Origin of the sequence: Dactylosporangium sp. NPDC049525, assembly GCF_040676755.1 — a bacterium.
Classification (GTDB): Bacteria; Actinomycetota; Actinomycetes; order Mycobacteriales; family Micromonosporaceae; genus Dactylosporangium.
Genome location: NZ_JBFAPO010000001.1, coordinates 121,637 through 136,227 on the forward strand (window position 1 = coordinate 121,637; position 14,591 = coordinate 136,227).

14 protein-coding genes and 2 tRNA genes are annotated in these 14,591 nt (G+C 73.3%); 9 read left to right on the forward strand and 7 right to left on the reverse strand.

Going from position 1 to position 14,591, the window contains the following annotated elements:
* The first annotated feature begins 96 nt into the window (after nucleotides 1-96).
* The gene (locus AB0K00_RS00470; protein WP_363512968.1) at nucleotides 97-819 is read left to right on the forward strand and encodes a DUF6086 family protein; all 723 of its coding nucleotides are present in this window, start codon (nucleotides 97-99) and stop codon (nucleotides 817-819) included.
* An 87-nt stretch (nucleotides 820-906) separates the two neighbouring features.
* Nucleotides 907-3,363 carry a LamG-like jellyroll fold domain-containing protein gene (locus AB0K00_RS00475; RefSeq protein WP_363512971.1) on the forward strand — a complete coding sequence of 819 codons (2,457 nt, stop codon included), beginning with the start codon at nucleotides 907-909 and terminating at the stop codon, nucleotides 3,361-3,363.
* A gap of 61 nt (nucleotides 3,364-3,424) precedes the next feature.
* Here the strand turns inward: AB0K00_RS00475 and AB0K00_RS00480 are convergent, their stop codons facing one another.
* From AB0K00_RS00480 to AB0K00_RS00490, 3 genes are all read right to left on the reverse strand, one after another.
* A complete protein-coding gene (locus tag AB0K00_RS00480) occupies nucleotides 3,425-3,778 on the reverse strand; it encodes a hypothetical protein (protein WP_363512974.1) in 354 nt (117 codons plus the stop codon).
* 5 nt (nucleotides 3,779-3,783) lie between these two features.
* Nucleotides 3,784-4,215 (reverse strand): helix-turn-helix domain-containing protein, encoded by a 432-nt coding sequence (locus AB0K00_RS00485; RefSeq protein WP_363512976.1) that lies wholly within the window; start codon nucleotides 4,213-4,215, stop codon nucleotides 3,784-3,786.
* Between the two features lie 92 nt (nucleotides 4,216-4,307).
* Nucleotides 4,308-5,114: an SAM-dependent methyltransferase gene (locus AB0K00_RS00490; RefSeq protein ID WP_363512978.1), complete on the reverse strand. Its 807-nt coding sequence runs from the start codon at nucleotides 5,112-5,114 to the stop codon at nucleotides 4,308-4,310.
* A gap of 82 nt (nucleotides 5,115-5,196) precedes the next feature.
* On the opposite strand from AB0K00_RS00490, the gene AB0K00_RS00495 reads away from it, so the two are divergent.
* Complete coding sequence (locus AB0K00_RS00495) at nucleotides 5,197-5,712, forward strand: N-acetyltransferase (RefSeq protein ID WP_363512980.1); 516 nt, start codon at nucleotides 5,197-5,199, stop codon at nucleotides 5,710-5,712.
* Here AB0K00_RS00495 and AB0K00_RS00500 read toward each other — a convergent pair.
* Genes AB0K00_RS00500 through AB0K00_RS00510 form a run of 3 tightly spaced genes read right to left on the reverse strand, consistent with a single transcriptional unit; the run spans nucleotide 5,704 to nucleotide 8,697 of the window.
* Nucleotides 5,704-6,831: an aromatic ring-hydroxylating dioxygenase subunit alpha gene (locus AB0K00_RS00500; protein ID WP_363512982.1), complete on the reverse strand. Its 1,128-nt coding sequence runs from the start codon at nucleotides 6,829-6,831 to the stop codon at nucleotides 5,704-5,706. The genes AB0K00_RS00495 and AB0K00_RS00500 overlap by 9 nt on opposite strands.
* Nucleotides 6,832-6,850: 19 nt before the next feature.
* Complete coding sequence (locus AB0K00_RS00505; protein WP_363512984.1) at nucleotides 6,851-7,489, reverse strand: response regulator transcription factor; 639 nt, start codon at nucleotides 7,487-7,489, stop codon at nucleotides 6,851-6,853.
* Nucleotides 7,477-8,697, reverse strand: a complete 1,221-nt coding sequence (locus tag AB0K00_RS00510) for a sensor domain-containing protein (RefSeq protein ID WP_363512986.1) — start codon at nucleotides 8,695-8,697, stop codon at nucleotides 7,477-7,479. Before AB0K00_RS00510 ends, AB0K00_RS00505 begins: the two co-directional genes overlap by 13 nt.
* Nucleotides 8,698-8,836: 139 nt before the next feature.
* On the opposite strand from AB0K00_RS00510, the gene AB0K00_RS00515 reads away from it, so the two are divergent.
* The 6 genes from AB0K00_RS00515 to AB0K00_RS00540 all read left to right on the forward strand — a co-directional run bounded on the left by AB0K00_RS00515 (nucleotide 8,837) and on the right by AB0K00_RS00540 (nucleotide 14,044).
* On the forward strand, nucleotides 8,837-10,219 hold the full coding sequence (locus AB0K00_RS00515; protein ID WP_363512989.1) for a hypothetical protein: 1,383 nt from the start codon (nucleotides 8,837-8,839) through the stop codon (nucleotides 10,217-10,219).
* A 155-nt stretch (nucleotides 10,220-10,374) separates the two neighbouring features.
* A complete protein-coding gene (locus AB0K00_RS00520; RefSeq protein ID WP_363512992.1) occupies nucleotides 10,375-10,536 on the forward strand; it encodes a hypothetical protein in 162 nt (53 codons plus the stop codon).
* Nucleotides 10,537-10,574: 38 nt separating this feature from the next.
* Entirely contained in the window at nucleotides 10,575-12,062 is a 1,488-nt protein-coding gene (locus AB0K00_RS00525) for a hypothetical protein (RefSeq protein ID WP_363512995.1), read from the forward strand.
* Nucleotides 12,053-12,125: transfer RNA gene (locus AB0K00_RS00530), tRNA-Met, on the forward strand. The genes AB0K00_RS00525 and AB0K00_RS00530 overlap by 10 nt, the downstream gene beginning before the upstream one ends.
* Before the next feature lie 22 nt (nucleotides 12,126-12,147).
* Nucleotides 12,148-13,950 carry an ankyrin repeat domain-containing protein gene (locus AB0K00_RS00535; RefSeq protein ID WP_363512997.1) on the forward strand — a complete coding sequence of 601 codons (1,803 nt, stop codon included), beginning with the start codon at nucleotides 12,148-12,150 and terminating at the stop codon, nucleotides 13,948-13,950.
* 21 nt (nucleotides 13,951-13,971) lie between these two features.
* Nucleotides 13,972-14,044 (forward strand) — tRNA-Ala (locus AB0K00_RS00540).
* A gap of 3 nt (nucleotides 14,045-14,047) precedes the next feature.
* On the opposite strand, the gene AB0K00_RS00545 is transcribed toward AB0K00_RS00540, so the two are convergent.
* Nucleotides 14,048-14,590, reverse strand: a complete 543-nt coding sequence (locus AB0K00_RS00545; RefSeq protein ID WP_363512999.1) for a GNAT family N-acetyltransferase — start codon at nucleotides 14,588-14,590, stop codon at nucleotides 14,048-14,050.
* Nucleotide 14,591: the final 1 nt, after the last annotated feature.

A 14,591-nucleotide genomic window follows, 5' to 3' on the forward strand; every position in this document is an offset into this window, starting at 1 on the left:
GCTCGGTGAGGACATCGGCGCCACGCCGCCGGTCGTGAGCCTTCGCCGGGACCTTTTTCGCCGGGCGTCGCCGGGCCGGATGAGAAGGTCATCCGCATGGGCATGTTCGGGTACGTCGACGGGGTCTCCTTCTGGAGGCCGGGCCGCAGCACGGCGCAGATGTTCGCGGCGCAGGTGCGGGTGATGGAGGACCGAATCCAGCGATCCAGCGGCATCCTTGGGCCGGAGAGCGACGAGCTGCACTTCGATCCGCTGAAGTTGCGGGAGTTCTTCGTGTTCCTGCTCAACGACTGGAACCGGCAGCACTCGCCGGCGGTACGCGCGATGTCGCTCGGCACGATGCAGGTGCTCGCGGCGCTCGACCAGCACCTGAACGGGCCGCTGCGGGAGCTCGGCGGCAACCCGGAGATCCGCGACCGGATGCACGACGCGCTGCCGCCGGGCGGCCTCGAACCGGTCGCGTGGGGTCCGCCGACCGCCCGGGAGCTGCCGCCGTCGGTGCGCTTCGAGCTGGCGGCGATCGTGTTGGACCTCGTGCGGGGCTGGTATCAGACGATCGACGCCCGGACCGACGGCCAGGGCTGGCAGGGCGACCGGCTCCGGGAGATCGTCGCCGGCTATCCGGTGCCGCTGCTGCTGCCGCCGCACCGGATCCCGCCGGACCTGATGAGCACGGACGAGGGATTTCGCCGGGTCAGCGTGATGTCGCTGTGGGACACGGTCTACGGAGTGTCACGTCTTCGGCTACAAGTAGTGCACGATGGGCTCGGCCACCGGATCACCTGGCTCGGCTTCGGCGATCCACCCAACGTGCCATGAAATGTTTGAACCTGTCAATGCTTGACGATACCTGATTACTTTTGTTGATATAAGACTTCTTCGATGCTCAACGAAGGAGCGCACCCAGTGACCAGACGCTTCGCCCTGATCGCGGCCGCCACCGCGATCGTGGTCGCCGTCGGCGCCCCCGCCGGCGCGGCCCCACCGCCCGCCGAGGGGCCCAGCTGGCACCCCGGCATCCCGCCCATCGCCACCCCGTGGACCGGGCAGGTCGGGCCGGCCAACGCCCTGCCCGAGTACCCGCGCCCGCAGCTCACCCGCACCCGCTGGGAGAACCTCAACGGCGTGTGGGAGTTCGCCCGCGCCACCGTCGGCCAGCCCGTGCCCACCGGGCAGAGCCTCGGCGAGCGGGTCCTCGTGCCGTATCCGATCGAGTCGGCGCTGTCCGGCATCCAGCGGCACGAGGACCGCATGTGGTACCGGCGGACCTTCACCGTCCCGCCCGGCTGGGCAGGGCAGCGGCTGCTGCTGCACTTCGGCGCCGTCGACTACGACGCGAAGGTGTTCGTCAACGGCACCCAGGTCGGCGCGCACCGCGGCGGGTACGACGGCTTCGACCTGGACGTGACCGACGCGCTGACCGGCACCGGCCCGCAGGAGCTCATCGTCTGGGCCGAGGACCTGACCGACGCGACCGGCCAGCCGATCGGCAAGCAGCGCCGGGTCGGCGACCGCGGCATCTTCTACCAGGGCAGCTCCGGCATCTGGCGCACCGTCTGGATGGAGCCGGTCCCGGCCGCGCACATCACGTCCCTCACGATGACCCCTTCCCTGGCGACGCAGACGCTGAGCCTGACCGTGAACGGCACGCCCGGCCAGCAGTTCGAGGCGGTCGCCAAAAACGGCAACAAGGTCGTCGGCCGCGTCACCGGCGTGGTCGGCAGCCAGGTCGCGGTGCCCGTGCCGAACCCGAAGCCGTGGTCGCCCGACGACCCGTTCCTCTACGACCTCCAGGTGAAGCTGACCACCGGCGACGCAGTCGGCTCCTACTTCGGCATGCGGCAGGTCGGTACCGCCCGCGGCGCCGACGGCAAACTGAGGATCGCACTGAACGGCAAGATCCTGTTCAACCTCGCCAACCTCGACCAGGGCTTCTGGCCCGACGGGCTCAACACCGCACCCACCGACGCCGCGCTCAAGTTCGACCTGCAGCAGGACAAGGCGATGGGCTTCAACGCGGTGCGCAAGCACATCAAGGTCGAGCCCGACCGCTGGTACTACTGGGCCGACAAGCTGGGCCTCATGGTGTGGCAGGACATGCCGTCGGCGAACACCGGCCCGATCCCGGTCGAGTGGCGCGACCAGTTCGAGGCCGAGCTGCACGAGATGGTCCGCGAGCACCAGAGCTGGACGTCGATCGTGGCGTGGGTGCCGTTCAACGAGGGCTGGGGCGAGTGGGACCGGCTCGCGACCGGCCGCATCGCCGACGACGTCAAGGCCCAGGACCCGACCCGCCTGGTCAACGCGCACAGCGGCGTCAACTGTTGCAACTCCCACGGCGACTCCGGCCGCGGCGATGTCATCGACTTCCACCAGTACCTCGGCCCGGCCTCCCCCGCCCCGAGCGGCGACCGCGTCTCGATCGACGGCGAGCACGGCGGGTTCGGCCTGAAGACGTCCAACCACATGTGGTTCGGCGACGGCGGCGCGTACGAGATGGAGCCCGACAAGGCGACCCTGACCGCGAAGTACGTTGCGAACCAGCAGGCGGTCATCGCCTCGGCGAAGTCCTGCGGCATCAGCGCCTCGGTGTACACGCAGATCACCGACGTCGAGGGCGAGCTCAACGGCTTCTGGACCTACGACCGGCAGGTCGCGAAGATGGACCTCCGCCAGGTGAAGAAGATCAACCAGCAGATCATCGCCGCCGCCGACGGCTCCCCCGGCAACATCCCACAGCCGCCGCCGGGCACCCCCGGCCTGACCGGGATCGCCTTCTACCCCCTCGAAGCGTCCGGGGCCGATGAGGCCGGTTCCCACGACGCCACCGTCGTCGGTGGCGCGGCGTTCGCGGCCGGGCACACCGGCAACGGGGTCCAGCTCGACGGCGGGTACCTCGACACCGGCGCACCGCTGCTCAACACGGCGACGGACTACACGGCTGCCGCGTGGGTCAAGCTCGACCGGGCCGACGGCGGGTTCCAGACCGTCGTCAGCCAGGACGGCCCGACCAACAGCGACTTCTTCCTGCAGTACTCCGGTGCCGACCAGCGCTTCGCGATGAGCTTCGTCGGCGTGCGGGCCCTGTCACCGACCAAGCCCAACCCGGGCCAGTGGTATCACCTCGTCGGCGTCCGCGACACCGTCAAGGGCGAGCTGCGCCTCTACGTCGACGGCGAACTCGCCGGCACGGCAAGCGCCTGCCTGCCCCAAGCCGCCCCGACCGGCAACACCGTCATCGGCCGCGGCAAGTTCGGCGGTAACCCGGTCGACTTCCTCGACGGCACCGTCGACCAGGTCCACCTGTACGACCGCGCCCTGACCCCCGCGGAGATCCAGCAACTGTTCGCATCCGGCAACTGACCTTCCGCCCTGCCTCGAAGGACCGGGAGCGTGCCACGGCGCGCCCCGGCCCTTCGGCGTCTCAGCGGCGCACGGACTGCTCGATGAGGTCGACGGAAGCGCGAGGGTCGTCGACCTGGATCACCAGGCGCGCGTACCGCTCGTCGGCGAGCTCGACGACGATCGCCTTGGCCGCGTCGTGGACGTCCCAGAACACCTTCTCCCCGTCCAGGTGGAACGTGCCGGCGGTGATGACGTTCGGGATGTAGGCGCCGGGTGCCCGGATGCCCTTCGGCTGGCGGAGCATGCCGGGGTCGGCGGTGGCGCCGCGGACGTTGGCCAGCGGGATCGCCAGGCGGCTCTTGAGCGCCCAGAGCTTGTCGAGCCCCTCGATCTCCACGACCAGCGTGTCGCCGTCGATGCTGACAGTTGCCATGATCGTCACTCCTTGGTGGTGGATGAGCGCACGCGGGCCCGCAGCCGCAGGCCCAGCAGTTCGGTGGCGCGGTCCGGGCCGAGCGCCGCGTCCAGCCGGGCCAGGGCGCCACGGATCAGCGCGGCGACCTCGGCGTCGAACGGCGCCTGCTCGACCGCGGCCAGCAGCAGCAGATCGAGCGTCCCGCCGGCCAGCAGGCTGTCGCGAGCCCGGTCCGTGGCCGCCAGCAAGGGCTCGAGGTCGTGCTCGAGATACCAGCGCAGCGCGGTCAGATACAGCCCCCGCTTGCTGCCGAACGTCTTGTACAGGCTGTTGCGGTGCACGCCCAGCCCGTTGACCAGGTCGTCCACGGACAGCCCGTCATAGGCCCGCCCGGCGAACAGCGCCACCGCCGCCCGCGTCACGACCTGCTCGTCAAATCCCCTCGGCCGCCCCATACTTCGACGCTACGAGTAAAGGAACGCCCAGTCAAGAACGACCGTTCCTAAATGACGCCGATCACACGCGAACAGAACCGCCGATCCGGGGTTCAGGGGAGGCGGGCGACGCCGGCGTACATGGCGGTTTCCGAGGCGGTCGGGCGGGGTTGGGGCTCGTCCTCGGCGCGCCACTCCGCCAGCGGGACGATGCCCGGGGGCACCAGGTCCAGGCCGTCGAAAAAGCGGGTGAACTCGGCCTCGGTGCGCAGGCGGCCCTGGCCGTGCTTGCCGGAGGAGATGTCGGCGACCAGTTCCGGCGGCAGGTAGTCGCTGGTGGCGTGGGAGGCGACCAGGTAGCTGCCGGACGGCAGGGCGGCCAGGAGGCTGCGCACCACCGCGTACGGGTCGTCGTCCTCCGGCACGAAGTGCAGGATCGCGAGCAGCAGCAGGGCGACCGGCTGGGAGAGGTCCAGGGTCTGCCGCAGGCCCGGGTCGTTGAGGATCTTCGCGGGGTCGCGCAGGTCGGCGTCGACGTAGACGGTGGCGCCCTCGGGGGCGCTGGTCAGCAGGGCGCGGGCGTGGACGAGGACCAGCGGGTCGTTGTCGACGTAGGCGATCCGCGACGTCGGGGCGATCGCCTGGGCGACCTCGTGGGTGTTGTTGGCCGTGGGCAGGCCGGTGCCGATGTCCAGGAACTGCCGGATGCCGACCTCCTCGGCCAGGAAGGTCACCGCGCGGCGCAGGAAGCGGCGGTTCTCCACCACGGCGGTGCGGATCGCGGGGAACTTCGCGGCGATCGCGTCGCCGGACTCGCGGTCGGCGGCGAAGTTGTCCTTGCCACCGAGCCAGTAGTCGTACCGCCGGGCGGGGTGGGCCACCGTGGTGTCGATCCGTGACTGCCAGTCCTGCGAACTCACCAGCGAACCTCCGTGTCCGATGTGTCCGACATGTCCGAACGACGTTCGACGACCCCGGACACGGCGATCCTAGAATGCCGTCATGGTGACCTTCCGCCCCGCTCGTAGCTCCGACATCCCGGCCGTGGTCGCGCTGGTGCAGTCCGCCTATCGCGGGGACAGCAGCCGCGCCGGGTGGACGACCGAGGCGGACCTGCTCGAGGGGCAGCGGACCGACCCGGCGATGGTCGAGGCCGCGATCACCGACACGTTCGTGCTGGTGGCGGAGCAGGACGGCGAGGTCGTCGGTTGCTGCCAGCTGGAGCGGCGCGAGGGGTACGGCTACTTCGGCATGTTCGCCGTCGACCCTAGCCAGCAGGGCAACGGGCTCGGGCGGGCGGTGCTGGCCGAGGCGGAGCGGATCGCCCGGGACGAGTGGGGCGCCGGGGAGCTGCGGATGACGGTGATCGTCCAGCGGGAGGACCTCATCGGCTGGTACGTGCGGCGCGGCTTCAAAAGGACCGGCGAGCTGGCGCCGTTCCCGTACGGCGACGAGCGCTTCGGCCGCCCGCTGCGGGACGACCTGGCGTTCGAGACCCTGACGAAGAAGCTAGGTTAGGCGCACGCCACGGCCCAGGTACGCCTCGGCGACCAGCGTCGTCCACTGATAGACGGCGTCCTCGTTCGGGGCGAGCGGGCCGGGCACGAAGTGCGGGGAGCTCAGGCCGCGCTGGACCGACTCGCACGCGGCCCAGTCCTGCCGGTTCGTCAGGTCCCAGAAGTCGACCGCGTATGCCGTCTCGGAGAACCCGGCAGGGAAGAACCAGCTGCACTCGATCGACGTCAGGCCCGGCTCCAGCGGGGTCAGCCGGTGCGTCATCACGTAGTCCGGGTGCGCGGACACCAGCAGGTTGGGGAACAGCCCCACGTAGAGCACGGTGCGGCGCGGGGCGTCGGGGATGTAGACGCCGGGGCCGGTGCCGTCGAAGGACATGGTCGAGGCGTGCGGTCGCAGGTCCATCGAGCCGCCGACCCACGCGCCCGGCATGGACCAGTTGTCGCCGGACGTGGGCGGGGACACCTTGCACAGCTCGGGGTGGATCAGCGGGCAGTGGTAGCACTCGTGGTAGTTGTCGATCATCACCTTCCAGTTCGCCGCCACCCGGTATTCGTGGCGCGCGCCGAGTTGCAGGCTGCCCATCTGGTACGGGCGCAGCACACCGTCCAGTGCCCCCAGGTGCTGCTCGAACGGCGGGGCGGGCGCGCCGGCGTTGACGAACAGCCAGCCCTCCCAGACCTCGGCCGGCAGCTCGATGAGGCCGAACTCCTCGGCGTCGAGCGGGCCCATGCCGGGCGCCGTGGCGAGCGCGCCGTCGAGGCGGAAGGCCCAGCCGTGATACGGGCACACCGCCGCCGGTCGCCGGTTGGACCCGCCGTCGGGCAGCAGCTCGTGCGCGCGGTGCCGGCACACGTTGGCGAAAGCGCGCACGGTGCCGTCGGAAGAGCCCTCGGGGAAGGTCAGCAGTACCCCCACATCGCCGACGGTGACAGCACGCTGGGTGCAGCCGTCGCTGAGCTCGCCCACGCGGCCGACGCACGTCCACGCGTCGGCGAACAGGTGCCGCCGTTCCCAGGCGAGGACCACAGGGTCGGTGTAGGCCTGCGCGGGCAGCATCCGTGAGGACCCGAACGGGCGCAGCGCGGCCTCGACCGCGGCCCGGTCCAGCGGGGCTTCCATACCTTCCATCATGACGGCTCTACCGGTGGTCGAGGTAGCTCAGGACGGCGAGGACGCGGCGGTGGTGGTCGCCGGACGGGGGCAGGCCGAGCTTCGCGAAGAGCGAGTTGATGAGGTTGTTGACGGACTTCTCGGCGAGGACCAGGCGGGTGGCGATCGCGGCGTTGGAGTGTCCTTCCGCCATGAGGCGCAGCACCTCGCCCTCCCGGGCGGTGAGGTTGTCGAGGGTGTCCGGGCGGTGGATCAGCTGCGCGACGACCTCCGGGTCCATCACGGTGCCGCCGGCGGCGACCCGGCGGATCGCGTCGACGAACTCGCGGACCTCCCCGACCCGGTCCTTGAGCAGGTAGCCGACCGCTCCGGCCCGGTCGGCGAGCAGGTCGCGGGCGTAGAGGCGCTCCACGTACTGCGACAGCACCAGGATCGGCAGGCCGGGCACCGCGCGGCGGGCGGCGACGGCGGCGCGGAGGCCCTCGTCGGTGAAGGTGGGCGGCAGGCGGACGTCGACCACCGCGACGTCGGGTCGCGCCGCGACGAGCCGCTCGGCCAGCCCTTCGCCGTCGGCCTCGGTGACGGTGACGTCGAAGCCGTACGCGGTGAGCGTGCGGGTCAGGCCGTCGCGCAGCAGCACCTGGTCCTCGACGATCAGGACCCGCACGGCAGCTCCATCTCCAGCACGGTCGGGCCGCCGGCCGGGCTGCTGACGCGGACGGTGCCGTCGAACGCGGACAGCCGCCGCTGGATGCCGAGCAGGCCGGTGCCGCGGGACGGGTCGGCGCCGCCGCGGCCGTCGTCGCGCACGGTGATCTGGACGGTGTCGCCCGCGTCGACGAGGCTGACGCGGACCTGCCCGGCGCCGCTGTGCCGGATGGCGTTCGTCAGCGCCTCGGCGGTGGCGAAGTAGGCGGCCGCCTCCACGGGCGCGGCCAGCCGCCGCTCCAGCCGCAGGTCCAGTTCGACCGTGACCGCGCTGTCGAGGACGAGCGCGTGCACGGCGGCGGCCAGGCCGCGGTCCGCGAGCACCGGCGGGTGGATGCCCCTGACGAGGCCGCGCAGCTCGGTGAGGGCGGCGCCGGCGCCGGTCCGCGCCTCGGTCAGCAGTGCCTTGGCGACCGCGGGGTTGTCGTCGATGACGTCCTCGGCCACCCCGAGGTGCATGGCCAGCACGACCAGCCGCGCCTGGGCGCCGTCGTGCAGGTCGCGTTCGATGCGGCGCAGCTCGGCGGCGGAGGCGTCCACGGCGGCCGCGCGGGTGGTGGTCAGCCGGTCGACCCTGGCCGTCAGCCGGGCCGCGGCCGTGGGCTCCAGCAACGCCCTGCTCAGCCGGGTCTGGCCGCGGATCAGGTGCCGGGGCAGGTGATATGCGAGCACTGCGAGGGCGGCGCCCACGGGCACCAGCACCCAGGTGAGCGGCCCGGACCGGCCGGTCCACTCGAGCACCGCCGGGTCGAACCCGGTCGGCTCGGGCAGCAACGCCCGCAGCGCCGGCGCCGTCACGCACTGGACGGCGGCCAGCCACAGCCCGGCGGTCAGCACGAGCCCGCCGAGGCCGGCCACGAACTGGCACGGCAGCCACGCCAGGTCCCGCCACGTCGCCGGATCCCGCATGACGGTGCGCAGCCGGGCCCACCCGTTGCCGCTCAGCGGCCGGTACGGGGACGGCGCCCCGACCCGGCGGCGTTGCGCACCGGCGAGCCGGCGGCAGGCCCAGACCGCGGCGGCGAAGAGCGCCACGCCCAGCCCGGCGGCCAGGCTCGCCGGTCCCGCCACGGCGACGAGCACCAGCAGGGCCGGCGCGGGCAGCCCGATGGCCGCACCCACCGCGAGCCACCCGAGCTCCCGCAGACGATCACGAAACCGGTTCACGACCACGACGGTAGGCCGCACCCGGCGCGCCCGACAGGGTGCCCGCACCTGATTGCGTCGAGGTGCCGCTGCCCTGGGCCGGCCCGTGTCCCACCGGCCAGTCTGAGCGCCGGCATCCACTGGACAAAGGGGCATCTCGATGCGACGTCTCGGCACGGCACTGCTCATCACGGCGCTTCTGCTGTTGGGGGCGCCGGCCGCTCCCGCGCACTCGGCACCCGACGGCTTCACCGCCACGGAGGTCTCCTTCACCGGCAACGGCGGCGTCGTGCTGCACGGCACGGTCCTGACCCCGGCCGCGGCCCCGCCCGCCGGCACCACCCGCCGCCCGGGGATCGTCATGCTGGAGGGCGCCGGCAACCGCGGCCGGTCCTATCTGCGGCCGGAGGCGGAGGCGTACGCCCGGCACGGCATCGTGACGCTGTTCTACGACAAGCGCTCGGTCGGGTACTCCCTGCTGCACCGCGATTATTCGGTGCTGGCCGACGACGCGCTCGCCGGGATCCGGCTGCTGCGCGACCGGCCGGACGTCGACCCGGCCCGGCTGGGGCTGTGGGCGCTGTCGGAGGGCGCGTTCGTGGCCCCCATCGCCGCGAACCGCTCGACCGACGTCACGTTCCTGATCACGGTCGGCGCGGTCGGCACCACCGTGGCCGCCCAGACGGCCTGGGCCTACGGCACCTACCTGCGGCACGCCGGGGTGCGCGGGTCGATGCCCCGCATCATGCAGACCACCGCCGTCCGCGCCACCATCGCCATGGGCCTCTTCGCCGAGGCCGGCTTCGACCCGGTGCCCGCGTGGCAGCAGGTCCGCCAGCCGGTCCTCGCCCAGTGGGGCCAGCTGGACCGCGACTCCGTGCCGCGGCGCAGCAGCGAGCTCATCGGCGCCGCCCTCGACCACGGCGGCAACACCCGGCACACCATCCGCGTCGTCGCCGGCACCAACCACAACCTGCACCGCACGGCCCACGACGGCTTCGACCGCCTGCCCGTCCTCCCGGCGGACTACGCGGACTACGAGACCGCCTGGATCGCCGACCCGCCCTACGATGCCGCCATGGTGGGTGCCGTGCTGGCCGACGAGCCCGCCGTGCCCGTGGTGACCGGCTCGACCTGGGCGTACTTCGGTGTCGCGCTGGCCATGGTGGGCGCCTTCGCCGGCTACCTGCTCGCCGGTGTCGGGCGGCGGATCCGCGGCGGGGTCCGGGGCCGGTCCTCGCGGGCGGCCCGATGGCTGGTCGCGCTCGCTCCCGTCACCGTCGCCGGCACCTGCGTCGTGATGCTGTTCCTGCTCGCCACCGCGGCCAAGGTGCCCGGGCCGGTGATCCTGGGCCGCCCGCTGGTGTGGCTCGCCCTGCAGCTGCTCGCCGTGGCCACCGTCGCGGCGGCGGTGGGCGTCGCCGCCACCTGGCGGCACCGCGGCGGCCTCGGCCCGGCGGAGCGGATCCGGCTCGGTCTGCTCACCGCGGGTGGTGCGCTGTTCGTGGTCTGGGCCGTCCAGTGGGGGCTGCTGCTGCCTTGATGCGTGCAGGTGGCGGCGGCCGGTACCGCGCAAATCGGGCGAAACGCTGAGCTGCTGAATGCCTTACGGATTGTGACGGCCAAGCGGTTAGGGTGGTGGCATCCGGGTAGTCGGCCGACCGGTACTTGACCGGACGACACCGCACGGGGCACCCGATGACGCTGAAGAAGACGCTGACCTACGCCGCCTGGGCGTTCCTCATCTATTTCATTGCCTTCCGCCCGCAGGCCGCGGCGAGCGTCGCCAGAGGGCTTCTCGGCCTCATCACCCGTCTCGGCACCGGGTTCGGTGACTTCTTCAGCAGCCTGGTCACCTGACCAGCCGTCACCCGATCGGGTTTCGCTATGGTCGGCCGATGTCCCGGTTGCAGCAGCGGATCGTCGAGGACTTCGTCGCGTGGGCGTCCGGCGGTGCGGCGGGTGACGGGGTGCGGGATCGCATCGCGGTCCTGCTGCGGTGCCGCGCCGATGCGCGCGAAGGGCCCGATCCGACCCGCTGGCGCAGCGGCGACGTCCACGCCCTGTTCATGGACTCGGTGGTGCCGCGGCAGGTCGACGCGTGGGGGCTGGCCGAGCGGGGTCTGGACACGCTCCGCGACTACCTGAGGTTCCTCGACGACACCGGCCGGCTGCACCCGGGCAGCGCCCGGCCGGCGGCGCTGTTCAAGGAGCTGGACCGGCTGGCGGTCAAGTACCCGGCGGCGATGGCCGACGCCGACCGGTGGGGGCTGGCGAAGCGGGTCTTCACCGCGATGCTCCGCGACGGCGTCGACCCCGACGGCGACCCGGCCGAGGTCGACGCCTGGGCCGCTCGGTTCAGTGCCCGCGCGCCGGAGGAGCGCCGCGAGGTGCTCGGCCGGATGCTGGACGAGCAGGAGGGGTACGCGACCGGGACCGTCCTGGTCAACCACGGCCGGGTCGCGATGGTGACCGGCGGCCGCAAGCCGCTGAAGCACCTGATCTGGCCGGACCTGCCCTGCGACTGCGGGTGCACGCCGCCGGCGCGGTTCGCCCCCGTCGCGCTCCCGGACGACGCGGCCCTGGCCAAGGCGGTGTCCACCGACGGCGCCGCGCTGCTGCACGACCTGGCCGCCCTCGCGGGCTGGGTCGGGCCCGACGGCCGCGCCGTCGACGACCGCGGCGAGCTCCGCAAGGCCGACCGGCCGGCGCTGCTCACCGCGCTGGGCCTGCCCGCCGGCAGGACCTCGGCGGGCGGCGAACAGGTCATGGCGGCGCTGTGGCGGACCGGGATCGAGTTCGACGTCGTGCGGCTGCGGCGGACCAGGGTCGTGCGCGGGCCGGGCGCGGACCTCGTCGATGCCGTGCTGGCCGGGACCGCGCCGGCGCGGGAGGCGCTGGAGCTGTGGTCGGAGCTGGCCGAGGTGCTCATCCATCCGATCACGCCGATGCACGCGGAGAAGGGCACCGCCCACCTGCGCAGCTGGCTGGATCCGTGGACGCCGCTGTTCCTCGACGCGCTGTACGCCGCCGGCGGGCCGGCCGACCTGCAGGCGCTCACCGACCGGCTGCTGGACGAGCAGGCCGGCCGGCTGCCGAACGGCGACCCGGAGCTGTTCGCCGGCGTCGCCGGCACCGCGATCCGCAACATTCTCGCCACCCTGGCCCGCCACGGTGCCGTCACCGTCACCGGCGGCACGGAGGATCCGGAGCGCGCCGCGGTCGCCGCCGCGTACGGCACCACGCTGTGGGCGATGTGGCCGCAGCCGGGCCTCACCGTCGACCTGACCGACCTCGGCCGGTATCAGGTGCGCCGCCGGCTGCTGTCCGAGGGTGCCGAGGCGCCGCTCGCGGCGTCGATAGACTCGGCGGCGGCAGGGCCGTAGCGCAGAGGTCGTCGCGTCCGTCTCATAAACGGAAGGACGCCGGTTCGATTCCGGCCGGCACTGCCCTCGACGCGAAGGAGACAGGGTGCTGCCGCTGCATCCGTCCGCGGTGCCGGCGCGGATGATCGAGCGGGCGACGGCGCGGCGGCTGGCCGGTGACTGGCGCGGGGCGTGTGCCGCCGCGGGCGTCGACGTCGAGGTCGACAGCGCCGCGCTCAAGCGGGCCCACGGCGCCCAGGTCGCCGCGGACGTCGACGACGAGCTACGTCATCTGGTGCCGGACCTGCTGCGCTGGCATCTGCCGCGGCGCCCCGCGGACGGGCTGCTGCGCACCGGGCTGCGGCTGCCGCTGGCGCTGTTCCCCGACGCGCACGCGCTCGTCGCCCGGCCGCCGGACCGCCTCGACCGGCCGCAGCGGATCGCGCTGCGGTTCGAGCGCCTGGACGGCACCGCGGTCGGCCGGCGGGACGACGCGCTGCTGCACCTCCGGGACCGCTGGGACTCGCGGCGGACGGCGCGGCTGCTGGCCCGCTGCGGCGGCGAGACCCGGCTGCCGTTCTTCACCGCCACCGGCGAGCGGCTGGACACCCCCGGCGGCGACGGGCCGGAGGGTCTGGTCGAGCGGGCCGTGCTGCTCGACGAGGGCGGCCGGCACGCGCAGGCGTGGGCGGCGGCCGGGTTCACCCTCGAGGTGCTGCTGTTCGACGAGGGCTGGAGCCGGGACCGCATCGACCCGGCCGCGTTCGGCCCCGGGCGGACCGGCGCCGAACGGGACGAGGCCCGCCGGGCCGTGGTCGAGCAGTCGCTCACCTGGCTGCGCCCCCTGCACGCGGCGCTCGCCGGCGCCGCCGGCTGGGTCGTCGAGCACATCGCGGACCTGCGCCGGACCGGGCTGGCGGAGCCGGAACCCGGCCACGAGGCGCGCTCCCCGGCCGGCGGTGCCGCGGCGCGCCGGGCGGTCGCCCCGCCGCGGCCGGAGCCGATGCCGGTGGGCGTGGACACGCGGTCCGGGCTCGTGCGGATCGACCTGCGGGGCCGGTGCATCGTCCTGGACCGGTTCGACACCGGGCGGCCACGGGCCCGGCTCGTCGCCGGTGTGCCGTACGGCCGCGTCGACGAGGGCCGGGTGCGCGCGGAGGTGGCCGAGTTCGGGCTGCCGCTGGACCGCGTGCCGCGGCTGCCGCACGTCCTGGCCCGCCGGCCGGAGGAGCTGACCGCCCTGCTGCACGGGCGGGTGCGCCCCGACCAGCTGCATCCGCTGGTGCATGCGGCGCTGTTCCCCGCCGGTACACCTCCCACACCGCCCGCGCCGCCGAAGCTGCGGGACCGCATCCGGGTCCACTGCGACGACGCCGTCCACGAGGTGCTCCTGCGCGACGGCGCGATCCGGCTGGACCACCCGCCGGAGGAGATCCGGCGGGAGCGCATGATCAAGGCGTTCGGTGGCCGGGTGCAGGGCTGCGTCGCGGCGCACGACGGCTGGCGGGACGCGACCGTGCGGCTGCCCGGCCCGATGCGTGGCCTGCGTCGCGAGTTCCTGACGCTGGCCCTGCACGGCGACGGCCCGGCCGTGGCCGCCGCCCTGGACGGCGGGCTCGACCCGCACGTGTGTGACGAGCGGGGCCGCACGCTGCTGCACCTGCTGCCGCGACTGTCCGATGTGGACCTGCTGCCGCGACTGCTGGCGGCGGGCCTCGACGTCAACGCCCGCGACCTGAACGGTGAGACCCCGCTGCACCCGGCCGTCGACCACGGCCCGGCGGACCTGGTGCGGGCGTTGCTCGCGGCCGGCGCCGACCCGCAGGCCCGGTCCAGCGCGCCGTATCCTCGGGTCGCCATCTGGACCGGCCGGCCGGACCTCGAGTTCCTGCGGAGCCTGAACCGGTAACGCCCTAGACTGCTGCGCGGCAGGGCCGTAGCGCAGAGGTTGTCGCACCGCCTTCGCAAGGCGGGGAACGCCGGTTCGACTCCGGTCGGCCCTGCCCTCAGCTCCTCTCGACCGCGTATTCGAACTCGCGGCCGGCGGCGGCTTCCACGGTGTTGCCGGTGCGCTTGAAGCCGGCCTTCTCATACAGCGCCTGGGCGCGGGCGTTGTGCTCGTGGACGTAGAGCCGGGCGCGTTCGACGTGCGGCTCGGGCAGCGCCCATGACCAGGCGAGCGCGGCGTCGAAAAGCGCCTGGGCGAGGCCGGTGCCGCGCGCCTCGGGCCGGACGAAGACGCCGACGACGTGCGTCTGCGCCACCTCCGGGGTGTACCCGAAGTAGTCCACCACGCCGGGCAGCTCGACGAGCACGGTCACGGTGCCCAGCCAGCGCCCGGCGCCGTCCTCGGCGATGAACTGCCGCACGGTCGTGCCCTCGGCGGCGGTGGCGGTCCGGCCCTGCCAGAACTCGTCGGGCTGCGCGACGGCCTGCTCGTGCGTCTCGAGGAACGCGATCGCCGCGACGGGGTCCTGGAGTGCGTCGAGCCGGAGTTCCTTGGCCAGGGCCCAGTCCTCGGCCCGCACCGCTCTGATCGTGTAGCCCATC